Raw genomic sequence first — 15,711 nt, forward strand, 5'->3', positions numbered from 1 at the left:
ATATCAGTCCATGCCATTGGTCACACCATCTTCTCGCAAGGACGGCGTGAATCACAACATACTGGTATCGCTCAACAACTTTCGGATCGGGCTCTTAGGCAAGTCTCGGCACCAAGCTAACGGCAAAAAGCCTATCCGGAGACAAACGACTTTTGGCCGCCAAAGTTAGGCTTGAGCACCCTCGCGCCATCGCGCAAGCGGTCCAGCTCGTCGGACCAGAACTGCATCAACGCCACCCGCTCATTCCAGTATTCTCCCCGCGTGTACGCGCGGCGGACCCCGTTGTTTTCCATATGCGCCAATTGCCGCTCGATCGCATCCGGATTGAAACGTCCGATCTCGTTGAGAAGGGTGGCCGCCATTGCCCGAAAGCCGTGCGCGGTCATTTCCTCTTGTCCAAAGCCAAGGGCCCTCAAAGCGGCATTGACCGTGTTTTCCGACATGGGCCGCGTCGAGGTGCGGAATGATGGAAAGCAATAACGGCCCTGACCCGTCAGGTTCCATAAGCCCTCAAACAGGCCTACAACCTGTGATGATAGAGGGACGCGGTGCGGGCGGCGCATCTTCATCTTCTCGGCAGGGATGTTCCACACGCTGCGATCGAAATCGAACTCTGCCCATTCCGCTTGGCGAAGTTCACCGGGGCGCACAAAGAGATGTGCTGACAGCTTCAAAGCGAACAGCGTGATGGCATGGCCGGAATAGCCTTCGATCGCGCGCATGAGATCTCCGGCCCGATCCTCGGTGGTAATTGCAGCAAGGTGCTTGGCTTTGGGAACTGTCAACGCGCCGCGCAAATCGCTTGCCGGGTCCCGCTCTGCCCGGGTTGTCGCGATAGCGTAGCGGAAGACTCGGCTGAGTACGCTCCGCATGCGCCGAGCGCTTTCGTGGCGACCTGTTGCCTCAACCGCGCGCAGCACGGCTAGAACCTCCTGCGCATTGATCTTGGCAACTGGGCGATTTCCGATGCTGGGATAAGCCTTGTCGAGTAACCAACGCAGTTTGCTCAGCGTTATCTCGGCCATGCCCTCGCGCATGTTCTTGGCTACCCACTCCTCGGCAACGAGCTTGAAAGTGTCGTTCTCGGCGACGCGAGCGCGGGCAGCATCAACTTTCTGTTGGTGCGAAGGATCGGTGCCTGCAGCAAGCAAGCGCCGTGCGTCGTCGCGGCGCACGCGCGCATCTGCGAGGCTCACCTCGGGCCAGGCACCAAACGCAAGCGTGCGATGCTTTTCAAGATAGCGATAATTGAAACGCCAAAGCTTCGCGCCGGTGGCGCGGACCAGAAGATAGAGACCACCGCCGTCCGACAGCTTATAGTCGCGCTCGTGCGGTTTGGCGCTGGCGATGGTGGTGACAAACAGGGTTCCCATGAGGGTATCGTCCTAGCTAGGGACGAATATCGATACCCTCGGATATACCCGCATTGTTCCCGGTTGGTGCCGAATTCGCCCGTATTTGAATGGACGATCATAGCACAAAATTTGGCTGATTTCAGCCACTTCACGGACGTCTACGGACGTCCGCGGAATGAGAGATGGTGCCCAGGAGAGGACTCGAACCTCCACGCCCTTTCGAGCGCCGCCACCTGAAGACGGTGCGTCTACCAATTCCGCCACCTGGGCACTTTCTCTTCGGTGCGTGCTGTTGGGCACTCGCCGTCGGTGGAGGGGCCAATACGGGTGAGGCCGGGGGGTGTCAACACGGGTTTTGTCATTTTCATGGCATCTTTTTTTCCACAGCCGGCAATTTTCCGCTTGGCCGGGCACTGTGGTTGATCCGGGGCATTGAACGGCTGGCCCTGGCTGTGCCAAGGCGCGATGAAACATGGTGTGGAGCGGCCGGCGCGCCGCTTCTTCTCGCAAACCGACCAAGGTGGAACAGGCAAGGCTATGGGCAACGTGCGCGATCTGGAAGACAAGCTGGTGGTGCTGGTGGGTGGCAGCGGCTTTTTCGGCAGCCATCTTGCGCAGGAATTGCTGGAGCGTGGCGCGCGTCTGCGCGTGTGCAGCCGGCATGTCGAACGCGGCTATGCGATCAAGGCGCTGGGCAATCTGGGCCAGGTGCAGTTCCTGCGCGTGAACGTGCAGAACGAACGCTCGCTGGCGGCCGCGTTCCTGGGCGCCGATGCGGTGGTCAACCTGGTCGGCGCGTTCAAGGGTGATCTCGATGCCGTGCAGGGCCGCGGCGCGGGCCGCGTGGCGGCGCTGGCCAAGGATGCCGGCGCGCAGGCGTTCGTGCATGTCTCGGCCATCGGCGCCGATGCCGGCTCGCCTGTCGCCTATGCCCGCACCAAGGCCGAAGGCGAAGCGGCCGTGGCGGCGGCGTTCCCCGGCGCAGTGGTGGTGCGCCCCTCGGTGATGTTCGGGGCCGATGACGCGTTCCTCAACCTGTTCGGCAAGGTGATCAGCCAGTTCCCGGTGGTGCCGGTGTTCGGCCCCGAAGGCCGCCTGCAGCCGGTGTTCGTCGATGATGCGGCCTGCGCCATCGCCACGATCCTGAGCGATTTCCCCGCCCAGGCCGGCAAGACGTTCGAACTGGCCGGCCCCGAAGTGCTGACGATGATGGATATCAACCAGCGCATCGCCAAGGCGCAGGGGCGCAAGCCCGTGCTGGTGCCGGTGGGCGATGCCATGGCCGGCCTGTTTGCCAGCCTGCCGGGCACCCCGCTGTCGCGCGATCAGCTGGCCCTGCTCAAGGCCGGCAGCGTGGCAAGCGGCACGCTGCCGGGGCTGGCCGAGCTTGGCCTGCGCGCGCGGCCGCTGGGCCTGTTCCTCGATCGCTGGATGCTGCGCTATCGCAAGGCGGGGCGGTTTGGCGTCAAGAGCCTGGGGTAATTGCCACGGGGGCGGCAGGCTCAGGACAGGCCCTTCGACAGGCTCAGGGCGAACGGGGTTTTAGGGAAAGCTGCTTTTCCTCCCTCCGTTCGGGCTGAGCCTGACGAAGCCCTCCACAGACCCTAGGCGTTCACATCGGCATAGTGGGCCGGCGGCTGGATCACGTCCATCCGTTCGGAAAGCAGCGGGCGAAAGCTGGGCCGACTCTTGAACACAGCATACCAGTCGCGCGCCTGTTCGTGGCCGTTCCAGTCGATCCCGCCGAGGTAATCGGCCACGGAAAGCTGCGCCGCGGCGGCCAGGTCAGCCAGGCTCATGGTCGATCCGGCCAGCCAGGGGCGATTATCGATCAGGTGATCGATGTAATAGAGGTGATCGTGCGCCAGGCGCAGCGCCTCGCGCAGCATGCGCGAATCGGGTGACTGGCGATAGACCAGCCGCTTCTTCATCCGCTCTTCGAGCAGGGGCATGGTCACGTCGGCAAAGAAGTTCTCGTCGAACAGCGCCACCAGCCGGCGGATCTCGGCGCGGTTGGTGGCCGTGCCGTTGATCATCGGGTTCTTGTCGTTGGTTTCTTCCAGATATTCGCAGATCGCCCGGCTATCGACCAGGGTGATGCCGCGTCCTTCGTCGCGCAGCACCGGGGTGCGCACGGCGGGATTCAGCTTCTGGAATTCCTCGCGATAGTCCCAGGGATTTTCGCGAACCAATTCATAAGGGATGCCCTTTTCCGCCATGAGCAGCCGAACCTTGCGGCTGAACGGACAAAGGGGAAACTGATAAAGCTGCCACATGCCATGCTCCATGGACGAGGGCCATGGCCCAAGTCCAGCACCGCCGTAATGCATGGGCGCAATTTTTGCTCCGCAGCCGTGCTAATGAAACATGCGCATGCGGTCGCGCAGCACGTCCAGCCCGATCTGCTCGATCGCGGTGATCGGGCAATCGGCCTCCAGCAGCCTGGCCAGCGAGCGCTGCTTCTGTGCGATCAGGTCGATCGCCTGCAGCACGTCCATGTGCCGCGCGGCCACGTCCATGTCGGTGCACAGGCGCCCGCCGAGGTCTTCCACTTCGAGCGCCAGTTCCTCCAGCACTACGGCGATGCGCTGGTGCGTGGCATCGCGCAGGCTGGCCGCGTCCGGCGCGGCTTGGACCGGGCCGGTAGCGGGCGACGACGTAGACATGGGGGTGGGCAGGGGAGGAGGCGGGGCATCGAAAGGCACGAAGCCTTCATTCTCGACCGTTTGCGTGGCCTCGGCGCGGGCCGTGGTGCCGGCCGCGCGGGGGGCGGGGTCGGGCTCGGGCCAAAGGTCGGTCGTGTCGATAGGCATCGCAAAGGCTCTCCGCAGCGTCGCGTCATGTGGTCGTGGTTCAGGCCGCTTCGGCCATCGAATCGCTGTCGGCCAGCGCCGCCAGGTTCAGCACCATGACCATCTTGTCTTCGATCGCGGCCAGGCCATCGAGGAACGGCACCACCGTATCGCTGCCCGAGGCCGGCGGCGGGGGCTGCATCGCTTCATCGGGCACGGTCACGATGTCGCTGACCGAATCGACGATCCAGCCGCCGATCTGGCTGCCCAGCTGGGTAACGATGATGGCATGGCGTGGGGTCGGCTCGGTGGCGCGCCAGCCCAGCCGCGCGGCCAGGTCCACCACCGGCAGCACGGTGCCGCGCAGGTTGACGACGCCGGCCACATAGTGCGGCACGCGCGGCAGCCGCGTGGTTGGCGTCCAGGCGCGGATTTCGCGGATGGCCATGATATCCAGGCCAAAAACCTGGCCTTCCACTTCGAAGGTGATCAGTTCGCGGATCATTGCTTGTCTCCCTTCAGGACTGCGATGGCCATGGCCTAGTGCGACACGCGGCGCACGGCCGCGACCAGCTTGGCCGGGTCAAACGGCTTGACGATCCAGCCGGTCGCCCCGGCGGCGCGGGCGCGGGCCTTCTTTTCTTCCGAGCTTTCGGTGGTCAGCACCAGGATCGGGCGATCGCGGTGGCGGCTGCCCTCGCGCAGGCGCTCGATCAGGCCAAAGCCATCCAGCCTTGGCATGTTGATGTCGGTGATCACCACATCGACTTCGTTGAGGGCCAGCCAGTCGAGCGCGGCGATGCCGTCCTCGGCCTGCGAGACATCGAAGCCTTGCGAGGTGAGTGCGTGGTTGAGCAGGGCCCGCATCGACGGGCTGTCGTCTACGGTCAGGATCCGGGTGGTAGTGGTCATGCCTGGACTCGCTTTTCCATTCAGAACAGTTCGACATCGCCCAGCGATTTGGCTGGACGCGCAGTGGGTTGCACAGGTGGCGCAAGCCGGTCTTCCACCGTACGGAGGCGGACCTGGCCCGATGCCGGGCGGAAATCGACGCGCCGCGCCTGGGTTCCGCCAAGGTCTTCGCGCAGCAGCGCGATGCCTTCGTTGGCGAGGAACTTGCGCGCGAACTCGGCATTGACCGAGCCGATCTTCATCATGTTACGGTTGACGTTGGCCCCGCCATAAAGGTGCGCCTTGAGCTTTGACTTGCGCGCGCCCTTGGCCAGCATCTCGTTGACCAGCAGTTCCATCAGATAGAGGCCGTAGTGTTCGTCCACTGCAGTGTCATAGCCGGCGGGCGGCTCTGCCAGCAGGAAGTGGTTCATGCCGCCCACGCGGGCATCGGGATCGAACAGGCAAGTGGCCACGCAACTGCCCAGCACGGTCGAATATTCCAGGCTCTTGTCGGCGCTGGCCAGGGCCTGGCCCTGCATCACGGTGACCCGTTCCAGGCCGCTGGGGTTGGGTAGGATGGGTTTGTGAAACATGGCTCAGGCCGCCTTGCTGAAGGCGTGGCGGGCGATGTGCCCGATCGGCGCCACCACCTTGGCCGCACCCAGCGAGATGGCGGCGCGCGGCATGCCAAAGACAGTGCAGGTCGCCTCGTCCTGGGCAATGGTGCGCGCGCCCTTCTGGGCCATGGCGAGCAGGCCCTTGGCCCCGTCAGAGCCCATGCCCGTCAACAGGATGCCCACGGCCTGGGCGCCGACCACTTCGGCGACAGACGAAAACAGCACGTCGACCGAGGGCAGGTGGCCCGAAACCGCCTCGCCCCGGCGCAGCTTGGCGTGCAGGCTGGTGGTGCCGCCGATGCCCAGGTGGCGATCATCGCCCGGTGCCAGATAGACGTTGCCCTCGCGCAGCGGCATGTCGGGCTCGGCCAGCTGGATGCGCGGCGGGCAGTTCTGGTCGAGCGTGCGCGCCACGGCCGGGGCAAAGCGTTCGTTGATGTGCTGCACGATCAGTGTGGGCGGGCAATCGGCCGGGAAATCCGACAGCAGGATCTGCAGCGCTTCTACCCCGCCGGTGGACGAGCCGATGGCGATGAGGCGCGGGCGATCGGCGATCGACAGCCGCGCCTGGCTGGCGATGCGGCTGGTCGGCACGGCCGGGGCCGGCGCGCCGCGCGGGGCAAAGCGCACTTTGGACGCGCTGCGGATCATGTTCGCCAGGCGGCCGCTGTCTTCCAGCGTCATGCCTTGGCCCATCTCGCTCTTGGCGTAGCAATCGACCGCCCCCAGCGCGAGCGCGCGGGCCGTGGTATCGTTGCCCTGCTGGGTGGCGCCCGACACGATGATCACCGGCGTCGGGCGCAGCTGCATGATCTTTTCCAGGAAATCCAGGCCATTCATGCCCGGCATTTCCACGTCGAGCGTGACCACGTCGGGGTCCAGCTCGCGGATCATCTGGCGCCCTTCGGCGGCATTGGCGGCGGCGGCCACCACTTCGATATCCGGCTCTTTCGACAGCCGGTTCATGAGGATGGCCCGCATCGTGGGCGAATCCTCGACAATCACCACGCGGATCGTCATGCCGCCCTCCTCGAATAGATCGTTGGTCCCATGTTCGCCAGTTCTTCCAGAGCCGGGCCGGTGACCCGCTCGCTGTGGCCGATATAGAGGTGGCCGCCGCGCACGAGCTTTTCGGCAAAGCGCGCCACGAGCCGTTCCTTGGTTGGATTGTCGAAATAGATCATCACGTTGCGGCAAAAGATCACGTCAAAGGCGCCGGCCATCGGCCAATCGCCCAAGAGGTTGAGGTGGCGGAAGCGCAGTAGCGCCTGCGCCTCGGGCGCGATCGTGGCATCCTGGCCATCGGGCACGGTCCAGGCACGGCGCAGCGCCTCGGGCACGGGCTTGAGGTCTTCCTGGCGATAGCGCGCGGCCTGGGCCTTGGTGATCGCATGAGTGGCAATGTCGCTGGCCAGGATGCGGATATCGCGCCGCGCCAGCTTGAGCCCTTCGCTGCGATCCGGGCCAAGCAGGGTCATCACCAGCGACCAGATTTCCTCGCCACTGGAACAGCCGGCCGACCAGATGCGCACTTTGCCGCCGCGATCGAGCTGTTCGATCAGGTGGGGCCGCACGACCTGGGCGAAATGCTCGAAATGATGCGCCTCGCGATAGAAGAACGTGTGGTTGGTGGTCAGCGCGCAGATCGCCTTGGTGCGTTCGGCCGCATCCTCGCGAATGCGCAGGACATAGGCGCCGAATGTCTGGCAGCCCGAATCGCGCACCAGCGGCGCCAGGCGCGAATAGACCAGCATGGCCTTGCCCGGCGGCAGCACGATCCCGGCCTCGCGATGGGCGATCTCGCTCACCGCCTGGAAATCGGCGGCGTCATAAACCCCCGGGCTGACGCCGGGCAGGCTGACGTCGAAGGCGGCGTGAACGCTCATGCGGCTTCTGCCAGCCCGTGTGGGTGCGACAGGTCCATCTGGCCATGTTCGGCCATGCTGCGCGCGACTAGGCCGTCGACATCGACGATCAACGCCACACGCCCATCGCCCAGGATGGTGGCGCCGGCCACGCCCTCTACCGAGCGGTAGTGGGTATCCAGGCTCTTGATCACTACCTGGCGCTGATCGACGATCGAATCCACCAGCAGCGCGGCGCGGCCGGCGCCTTCGGTCTCCACCACGATCAGCACGCCATCCTGCGGCGCTTCGACCGCGCCATAGGCGCCCACCGCCACGTGCAGCGGCACCACCGGGATGAAGCGGCCGCGCACGTTCATCATCGCGCGGTTGGAGCCCAGGCCTTTGACGTCTTCCACCGCCGGACGCAGCGATTCGACGACGTTGGCCAGCGGGACGACCAGCGTCTGGTCACCGACATTGACCACCATGCCGTCGGAAATGGCGAGGGTGAGCGGCAGGGTAAGCGTGAACGTGGTGCCCACGCCCTGTTCGGATTCGATGGTGATGCGCCCGCCCAGGTCCTTCACGTTCTGGCGCACCACATCCATGCCCACACCGCGCCCGGAAATATTGGACACGGTCTGCGCGGTGGAAAAGCCCGGCGCAAAGATCAGCAGGTCGATCTCTTCCTTCGAGAGCTGGGCATCGGGCGCAACCAGGCCCTTTTCGATGGCCTTGGCCAGCACGCGTTCGCGGTTGATGCCGCGCCCATCGTCGCCAATGCGGATCAGGATGCGGCCCGAGCGGTGCTCGGCCGAAAGGGTCAGCGTGCCTTCGGCGCTCTTGCCGGCGGCGAGCCGCTCCTCGGGCTTTTCGATGCCATGGTCCACCGCGTTGCGGATCAGGTGAGTCAGCGGTTCACCCAGCCGCTCGATCACGGTCTTGTCCAGTTCGGTGCTCTCGCCCGAAACTTCCAGGCGCACGTGCTTGCCGGTGCTGGCCGACAGTTCGCGCATGATGCGCGGCACGCGGCTGAACACCGAGCCGATCGGCTGGGCACGGATCGCCATGGCGCTTTCCTGGATATCGCGCGTCAGGCCATCGAGCACGGCGATTTCCTCGCTCGCGGCCAGGCCTTCGCTCGACAGGCGCTGGGCCATCATCGCCTGGGCGATGACCAGCTCGCCCACGGCATCGATCAGCTTGTCGAGCTTGGACAGCTCGATACGGATCGATTGGCCGGGCGCGGGCGGGGCTGGCGGCGTGGCCGCTGCAGCCACGGCTGCCGGCGCGGCCGGCGGTGCAACCGGTGCCGGCGGCGCGCTTGGCGGGGCGGCAGGGTCTGCGGCTGCGGGCGGCGCGGGTTGCGCGGCGGCCGGCTGTGGCGCGGGCGCGGGGGCCGGCACCGAAACCGGCGGCGGCGCGGCGGCGGCGGGCACGGCAGGCGCGGGGGCTGCCGGCAGGCGCACCGCCGGCATCACGGCTTCGCTGCCGATGGCGATTTCGCAATCGTCGCCCACGAAATCGAAAATGTCCCGCACGCTCGCTTCGTCAACGCTGCCGGGCATGCGGAACGTCCAGCCCAGATAGCCCATGCCGGGATCGAGCACGTCGAGGTGCGGCACCGCGCCAACCTCGCAATCGACGCAGGTGCCGCCCAGCTCCAGCACTTCGCGCAGCATCAGCATCGGCTCGCTGCCGTTGCGCATGGCGCCGGCATGGGGGCGGATCTTGACGATCCAACCGCCCGGTGCATCTTCGCCCTCGGTGGCGTTTTCCGCCTTGTCGCTGGCCGCCATGGCGCCGGCAATGCTGTCGAGCATCGAATCGAAATCGAGGCCCATGTCATCGAACGCGGCGTCGTCGCTGCTGCTGCTGGCCGGTGCCGCTTCTGGCGCGGGCGCCGGTTCATGCGCCGCTGCCGGCGCGGCGCCGGCATTGGCGGCCATCGCGGCGGTCATTTCAGCCTGGAGCGCGGCATCGTCGGGCGTGTCGCCCTGGCCGCGCGCGGCCATGACATGGTCGCTCAGCGTATCGAGCGCGCGCAGCAGCAGATCGATCAGCGGCTCGGTGATCGCCACGGTACCATCGCGCACGTCGGACAGCAGCGTCTCGAACGTGTGGGTATAGGCCTGCAACGCGATGAAGCCAAAAGCGCCGGCGCCACCCTTGATCGAGTGGACCCCGCGGAACACGGCATTGACGGTATCGGCGTCCTGGGTGCCTTCCTTGCACGCGGCCAGGCCCTGTTCGGCCGCGGCCAGCGATTCCTCGCATTCGGCAAAGAAGATCGCCTGGATTTCTTCCGCGTTCATGCGTGCGCTCCGTCAAAGAGTTCGGTTTCCAGCCCGATCTGGCGGGCGGCTTCGCGCAGGGCGGGCGAGGGTTCGATCACCGCGCCATCGCCGCTGCGCCGCGCGCTCACCAGAACCTGGAACATCGCCTGGCCCACATGGGTGCAGGCCGTGCCATCGATCTGCAGCGGGCCGGTGCCCAGCGCCGCCACCAGTTCGGGCAGCAGCACCTCGGCAGCCGCCCGGTCGCAGCGGGGTGGCAGAGTGATCGTGGGCATCGCGTCGGTTTCCCCTCGATAGCGCAATGACGTGAAGTCAGCTTTCTGGCGGCCGCTGCGTGGGGCGAATCGGCCGTTGCCAAGGGTTTGGCGCGGGCCGTGGGCAACACGGTGGCGGGTGGTCGACACAGGCTTAGCGGCAAGGGGGAAAGGCGCGCTTTCCGTGCTCTTAGGGTGAGATACCTAGGGGCGCGGATGGAATTTGCACCGGGCTCGCTGGCTATGGATGGGCTTGCAGATGGCGCCGTGACAGTGGCGCCCAGACGAAGGTTTCATGATCCATGCACGAAGCTCGCGTTCTTGTGGTGGACGATTCGGCGGCGATGCGCGCGCTGTTTTCGGACATCCTCGACCAGACCAAGAATGTTGTCGTCGTCGGCGCTGCCGCCAATGCGGCAGACGCGCGCGAACGCATTGCGGATCTCAAACCCAACGTGATCACGCTCGACGTGGAAATGCCGGGGATGAGCGGGATCGAGTTCCTGGAAGAGATCATGGGCAGCAACCCGCTGCCGGTGGTGATGCTCTCCAGCCTTACCCAGGCCGGCACCGAAACCTCGCTCAAGGCGTTCGAGCTGGGCGCGGTGGAATGCTTTCCCAAGCCGCTCAAGGCCACGCCCGAACAGTTTGCCAAGACCGTGGGCAAGCTGGGCAAGATCGTGCTGGCCGCGGCCAATTCCAACGTGCGTGACCGGTCAAAGCAGCAGGCCAAGCGCGAGGCGGCGGCGGCTGAAGCGGCCAAGTTCACCTGGAACGGGCGCTTCGTGGCGTTCAGCGCCTCGATGGGCGGGATCGACGCCTTGACCACGATCCTGGCCGAATGGCCCGATGAATGCCCGCCCACGGTGATCTGCCTTCAGGCCGAACCGATGCTGGCCGAAACCTTTATCAAGCGGCTCGATACCGATCTGGGCTGCAGCGTGAAGATCGCCCGCGATGGCGCTGCCCTCGCCCAGGGCACGATCCACATCGCCGCCGATCCCGATCGCCACGTGGTGATCGAGCCGGGCCAGCCGCCCAAGATCCGCCTGATGGAGCGCGAGCCGGTGGAGGGCTCGCGCCCTTCGGCCAACCTGCTTTATGGCTCGATCGCCCGCGCCGGCATTCCGGCCGTGGGCGCGCTGCTCACCGGCATGGGCAACGATGGTGCCAAGGGTTTGAAACTGCTGCACGACAGCGGCATGGACACGATCGTGCAAGATCCCAAGAGCGCCCTGGTCAGCGAAGCGCCAAGCGCCGCGATCGAGATCGGCGCTGCCGGCCGCCAGATCGCGCTCGATGATCTGGGCGCGGCAGTGATCGGCCTGTGCAACCAGAGCTGAGCCAGGGACCACAAACGGCAAGGCCCGGTGACGCTATGGTGTCACCGGGCCTTGTGGCTGTGCGGCAAACGCTTGATCAGTGGCCCATCATGGCCTGGCGGATTTCCAGGAAATCCTTGCGAATGGTGTCCATCTTGGCCCCGTCGAAGCGCAGCGCGCTGTCGAGCACAGTGCGCCGGGCCGACTGATAGAGCTGGATCAGCGCCGGGCCGGTGGGCGTCTGGCTGTCCACGCCCATCTGCAGCGCGGTCAACGCCGAGACCGCGCGGGTAAGCGCCGCGCTCTTGGCGGCATTGTCGCCGGTCTTTTCGGCATAGATCGCCCGGCCGAGCGAGCCGGCCACCTGTTCCAGACACAGGTCGACCAATTGGCGCGGGTTGGCGCCGTGCACCCGCGCCTCGAAATCGACGCGGCGATAGGCTTCCCCCGGATCGCGGTTATAGCGCATGTCAGAACCCGTTGCCCCTCTGGTAATTCACGCTGCGGTTGTGCTCGGTCACGATCGCGATCGGCATCAGCCGCTCTTGTTGTTCCACGCCGAGATCTGGTTGGTCAGGAACGTCAGCGTCGATTGCGAATCCGAAACCTTGGTGGCCAGGGCGGCATAGCGCGTGAGCAACTGGCTGCGCAGCGTGGCCTGCTGGTTCTGCAGATCGGTCAATTGCGTGGTCAGCGTCGCCTGCTTGGTGCCCAGCGAGGTGATCACCCCGCCCAGCGAGCCGGGATCGGTGGTCGACGCCACTGAGCGCGAGATCGAATCGAACGTGGCATAGACGCCATAGAGGCCGTTGGTGAACATGGCCGCGACGCCATCGGGGTTCTTGCTCAGCGAATTGCCGAGTACCGTGGTATCGAGGCTGAACGTGCCATCGCGGTTGATCTTGAGGCCCAGGTCGCTGAGCGTGCTGGGCTGGCCGCTGGCGGCATTGGGCATCACCACCTTGCTGGCCAGCGTGGTCAGCGTCTGGCGCAGCGATCGCGCGCCGGGATTGTTGTTGAGCGAGCCATTGGTGGGATCGGTATCCGATGTCAGCGTGCTGACCACCTGGTTCAGCGCATCGACCAGATCGGTCATCGCCGTCTGGATCGCGCTCGACGGATCGGAAAAGGTGATGGTGGTCGGCGATCCGGTGTTGGTGCCGGTCAGCTTGAGGGTAAGGCCCGGCGCCGCATCGGTGATGGTGTTCGACGTGGCGGTGCGCGCCACGCCATCGAGCGTATAGGCCGCATCGGTGGCGGTGGACTTGAGCCGGGTGGCATCGCCCGCCGGCGTCCACGCCAGGCCAGCCAGCGTGGTATCGCCGGCGGCCGGCGTGGTTTCGATCTGAAAGCCGTTGGCCGCGCCATCGGCGCCCTTGATCACCAGCTGCGCGCCGCTCGCCCCGGTGGCGACATAGGCAGAAACCCCCGCGCCTGTGGCGTTGATCTTTTGCGCCAGGGTGGACAGCGTATCGCTGCTGGTCAGCGTGATATCGACCTGCGACCGGCTGGAATCAGCGGTGAATGCGCCGCCTGCCACGGTGCCAAAGCGCAGCGTGAACGTGCCCGATCCCACCGCGCTGGCGGTCGACGCCATGGCCGGGCTGACCAGCGTCTGCCCCTTGGCCAGCTGCGTGACTTCCAGCGTGGAGGTGCCGCTGCCGGTGAGCGTGCCCTTGCTGACAGTGGCCACGGTGCTGTTGGTGATCGTGGGCGTGACCGCCAGATCGCCGGTGCGCACCCGGTCGCCCAGCGAACTGGCAAGCGAGCTGATCATCGACTTGAGTGTCGAGGCATCGGAAATCTGCGTGGCGACCTTGCTCTGCTTGGCGTTAACCGCATCGATCCGCGCGGCGTATTGCGCGGCGGAAAGCTGGTCGGCCAGGCCCGAGCTGTCGATCGTGCTGGCGCCCAGCGACGCCAGCAGCTTGGCCGTCGCCGAAGACGACGAAGTGGTCGAGGTGCTGGTCGACGCCGAAGTCGACGATGTCGATGAGGTCGTGGTCATACGTTCAAGAACGTCCGGCGGTTGAGGAGTTTAAGGGCGCTTCATCCGCGCGGAAGGCATGCCGTCAGACCAGCGCTTCGGGCCGGCCATCGGCGTCGAAGCGCAGCGCGACGGGCACATTCACCATCGGCGCGGACGGGGTATCGCCGCGCTTCAGTGACATGACGAACGCCAGGACCGCCGCGATCGGGCCATAGAGTTCCTCGCGGATCACCTGCCGCTCGCGCGTGGTGTAATAGACCGAGCGGGCCAGCGCGGGGTATTCCAGCGTGGGCAGGGCCAGTTCGGCCGCCAGTTCGCGCATGGCCAGCGCCTTTTCCCCGCGGCCCTTGGCCAGCACGATCGGCGCGGGCGCCAGATCGGGATCATAGGCCAGCGCCACGGCAAAGTGGGTGGGATTGGTGATCACGAACTGCGCCTCGCGCATGGCCTTGTTGACCCCGGCCATGGCGATCTGGCGCTGGCGGCCGCGGATCGCCGCTTTCTTTTCGGGCGAGCCTTCGCTTTCCTTGGTTTCGTCGCGGATGTCCTGAAGGCTCATGCGCAGGCGCATGAAACGGCGCACGAACTGCACCGGAAAATCGATGAGGGCGATCACCACCAGCCCCGATGCCAGCAAGACCAGCAGCGAAAGCATCGCATCCCAGGCATAGCCCAGCTGCCCGGCCAGCGCGCCCTGGGTGATCTGCCCGCCGCCCAGGCCAACCAGCGCCATCACCCGCCCGCGCATCCAGACATAGGCCATGGTGCCCAGCAGCGTCACCTTGGCCAGGCCCTTGCCCAGTTCGATCAGGCCCTGGATGCCGAACATGCGCGCCAGCCCCTTGGCCGGATCGAGGCGCGACCCCTTGGGCGCCAGGTTGCCCGCGTTCCACCGGCCAGACGAAAACGCCAGCTGCGACACCAGTGCCACGGCGATCAGCCCCACGCCCAGCACCAGCACCGGGGGCAGCACATCGATCAGCGCGCGGGAGAGGCGCTGGCCCGGATCGAAGTGATCCAGGCTGTCGCGATCCCAGGAAAAGCCACTGCGCGTTACCTGGCCCAACTGGCCCAGCAGCCAGGGCCCGGCCAGCCACAGCCAGGCAATCCCGGCAAAGATCCCCGCCGCCGTGCCCAACTCGCGCGAGCGCAGCACGTCGCCATTTTGTGCGGCATCGCGTTTGCGCTTTTCGGTAGGGGCGAATGTCTTTTCACCGCTGCCTTCGCTCTCTGCCATGGCCTGCCCCCTATTTCACCAGCAGCGCCTGGGCCTGGCCCAGGCCCAGGGCGACCAGATCGGTCAGCGCATCATCGAGCAGCGGGGCCGAGGCGATCAGCGCGGCAATGCCGCCGAGCACGCCCATCGGCAGGCCCAGGGCAAAGATATTGAGGCTGGGCGCCGATCGCGCCAGCACGCCAAAGGTCAACTGCACCAGCAAGAGCAGCAGCACTACCGGCAGCGCGATGGCCAGGGCAGACACGAACATCTGCGTGCCGAACCCCACGATCAGCCCCATGCGATCGGGCGTGAACCAACCGCCACCGGGCGGAAACGCGCGATAGCTTTCCACCAGCAGCGAAAACCATTGCAGGTGCGCGCCCAGGCCCAGGAAGATCACCGTGAGCAGCACCGAGAAATACTGCCCCAGCGCCGGCGAATGCGCGCCCGATACCGGATCGGCGGCGGTGGCAATGCTCATGCCCATGCTCGCGCCGATCATTTCGGCGGCGATCATCGGCGCGGCAAAGGCGAATTGCAGCACGAAGCCCAGCGCCAGCCCGATCACCACCTCGCCCGCCGTTGCCAGCAGGCCGGGCAGCGAAAACAGCGCGGCGGGTGCCGGGATCGTGGTCCAGTTGCACAGCATCACCGCCAGGCCCCCGGCCAGCACCACGCGCACCTGCATCGGCACTTGCTGGCTGCCGAACAGCGGGACGGCAAACAGCGCCGCGCCGCACCGCGTCATCAGGAAGATCATCCGCCAGAATTCGGTTTCCAGCGCGCCGAACCCGAAATTCATCGCGATCATCGTTACTGCCCCGTCGCCGCGATCTGGGCGAAAACGTCGGTCATGAAATCGGCGATCAGCCCCAGCATCGCTCCGCCCAGCAGCACCAGGATCAGCGCGGTCACCGCCAGCTTGGGCACGAAGGTGAGGGTCTGTTCGTTGACCGAGGTGGCCGCCTGGATGATGCCCACCACCAGGCCAACCGCCAGGCTGGCGAGCAACACCGGCGCGGCCACCAGTGAGGTGGTGCCGTTTTTCTGGACAGGATGATAAGCTCAGCCTGACCTGAGGAATGGACTGGAATGAAGACGACGAGAAAGCGCTACAGCGCGGA

At 65.9% G+C, this 15,711-nt stretch carries 17 protein-coding genes and 1 tRNA gene; 2 read left to right on the plus strand and 16 right to left on the minus strand.

From position 1 onward, the window contains the following. Positions 1-131: 131 nt before the first annotated feature. The gene (locus C8K14_RS21300; RefSeq protein WP_107719051.1) at positions 132-1,373 is read right to left on the minus strand and encodes an integrase arm-type DNA-binding domain-containing protein; all 1,242 of its coding nucleotides are present in this window, start codon (positions 1,371-1,373) and stop codon (positions 132-134) included. Between the two features lie 165 nt (positions 1,374-1,538). Next, a tRNA-Leu gene (locus tag C8K14_RS21305) sits at positions 1,539-1,625 on the minus strand. Between the two features lie 267 nt (positions 1,626-1,892). On the opposite strand from C8K14_RS21305, the gene C8K14_RS21310 reads away from it, so the two are divergent. After that, positions 1,893-2,837 carry a complex I NDUFA9 subunit family protein gene (locus tag C8K14_RS21310; RefSeq protein ID WP_107719064.1) on the plus strand — a complete coding sequence of 315 codons (945 nt, stop codon included), beginning with the start codon at positions 1,893-1,895 and terminating at the stop codon, positions 2,835-2,837. Between the two features lie 122 nt (positions 2,838-2,959). Here C8K14_RS21310 and C8K14_RS21315 read toward each other — a convergent pair whose 3' ends face one another. From C8K14_RS21315 to C8K14_RS21355, 9 genes are all read right to left on the minus strand, one after another. Further along, positions 2,960-3,631, minus strand: a complete 672-nt coding sequence (locus C8K14_RS21315) for a glutathione S-transferase family protein (protein ID WP_028658198.1) — start codon at positions 3,629-3,631, stop codon at positions 2,960-2,962. A gap of 81 nt (positions 3,632-3,712) precedes the next feature. Further along, the gene (locus tag C8K14_RS21320) at positions 3,713-4,021 is read right to left on the minus strand and encodes a hypothetical protein (protein WP_233251185.1); all 309 of its coding nucleotides are present in this window, start codon (positions 4,019-4,021) and stop codon (positions 3,713-3,715) included. A gap of 187 nt (positions 4,022-4,208) precedes the next feature. Next, complete coding sequence (locus C8K14_RS21325; protein WP_054132887.1) at positions 4,209-4,652, minus strand: chemotaxis protein CheW; 444 nt, start codon at positions 4,650-4,652, stop codon at positions 4,209-4,211. A 35-nt stretch (positions 4,653-4,687) separates the two neighbouring features. Further along, positions 4,688-5,059, minus strand: a complete 372-nt coding sequence (locus C8K14_RS21330; protein WP_022677527.1) for a response regulator — start codon at positions 5,057-5,059, stop codon at positions 4,688-4,690. Positions 5,060-5,079: 20 nt separating this feature from the next. Beyond that, positions 5,080-5,634, minus strand: coding sequence for a chemotaxis protein CheD (locus C8K14_RS21335; RefSeq protein WP_107719053.1), 555 nt, complete (start codon positions 5,632-5,634; stop codon positions 5,080-5,082). 3 nt (positions 5,635-5,637) lie between these two features. After that, positions 5,638-6,678 (minus strand): chemotaxis-specific protein-glutamate methyltransferase CheB, encoded by a 1,041-nt coding sequence (gene cheB, locus C8K14_RS21340; RefSeq protein ID WP_062788791.1) that lies wholly within the window; start codon positions 6,676-6,678, stop codon positions 5,638-5,640. Continuing rightward, positions 6,675-7,544, minus strand: a complete 870-nt coding sequence (locus tag C8K14_RS21345) for a protein-glutamate O-methyltransferase CheR (RefSeq protein WP_022677529.1) — start codon at positions 7,542-7,544, stop codon at positions 6,675-6,677. The genes cheB and C8K14_RS21345 overlap by 4 nt, the downstream gene beginning before the upstream one ends. Further along, positions 7,541-9,820: a chemotaxis protein CheA gene (locus C8K14_RS21350; protein ID WP_107719055.1), complete on the minus strand. Its 2,280-nt coding sequence runs from the start codon at positions 9,818-9,820 to the stop codon at positions 7,541-7,543. Before C8K14_RS21350 ends, C8K14_RS21345 begins: the two co-directional genes overlap by 4 nt. Beyond that, the gene (locus C8K14_RS21355) at positions 9,817-10,077 is read right to left on the minus strand and encodes an STAS domain-containing protein (protein ID WP_022678594.1); all 261 of its coding nucleotides are present in this window, start codon (positions 10,075-10,077) and stop codon (positions 9,817-9,819) included. The genes C8K14_RS21350 and C8K14_RS21355 overlap by 4 nt, the downstream gene beginning before the upstream one ends. 281 nt (positions 10,078-10,358) lie before the next feature. On the opposite strand from C8K14_RS21355, the gene C8K14_RS21360 reads away from it, so the two are divergent. Further along, positions 10,359-11,399 (plus strand): chemotaxis protein CheB, encoded by a 1,041-nt coding sequence (locus C8K14_RS21360; protein WP_022678595.1) that lies wholly within the window; start codon positions 10,359-10,361, stop codon positions 11,397-11,399. 76 nt (positions 11,400-11,475) lie between these two features. Here the strand turns inward: C8K14_RS21360 and fliS are convergent, their stop codons facing one another. The 5 genes from fliS to C8K14_RS21385 form a co-directional block, all read right to left on the minus strand. Further along, complete coding sequence (gene fliS / locus C8K14_RS21365) at positions 11,476-11,847, minus strand: flagellar export chaperone FliS (RefSeq protein WP_107719057.1); 372 nt, start codon at positions 11,845-11,847, stop codon at positions 11,476-11,478. A 66-nt stretch (positions 11,848-11,913) separates the two neighbouring features. Then, complete coding sequence (gene fliD / locus C8K14_RS21370; protein ID WP_107719059.1) at positions 11,914-13,386, minus strand: flagellar filament capping protein FliD; 1,473 nt, start codon at positions 13,384-13,386, stop codon at positions 11,914-11,916. A 64-nt stretch (positions 13,387-13,450) separates the two neighbouring features. Further along, positions 13,451-14,605: a flagellar biosynthesis protein FlhB gene (locus C8K14_RS21375; RefSeq protein ID WP_107719061.1), complete on the minus strand. Its 1,155-nt coding sequence runs from the start codon at positions 14,603-14,605 to the stop codon at positions 13,451-13,453. A gap of 10 nt (positions 14,606-14,615) precedes the next feature. Continuing rightward, positions 14,616-15,398 carry a flagellar biosynthetic protein FliR gene (gene fliR, locus C8K14_RS21380; RefSeq protein ID WP_022678599.1) on the minus strand — a complete coding sequence of 261 codons (783 nt, stop codon included), beginning with the start codon at positions 15,396-15,398 and terminating at the stop codon, positions 14,616-14,618. A gap of 2 nt (positions 15,399-15,400) precedes the next feature. Continuing rightward, positions 15,401-15,616: a flagellar biosynthetic protein FliQ gene (locus C8K14_RS21385; protein WP_107719063.1), complete on the minus strand. Its 216-nt coding sequence runs from the start codon at positions 15,614-15,616 to the stop codon at positions 15,401-15,403. Positions 15,617-15,711: the final 95 nt, after the last annotated feature.

The organism is Novosphingobium sp. GV079, from assembly GCF_003058045.1.
GTDB lineage: Bacteria > Pseudomonadota > Alphaproteobacteria > Sphingomonadales > Sphingomonadaceae > Novosphingobium > Novosphingobium capsulatum.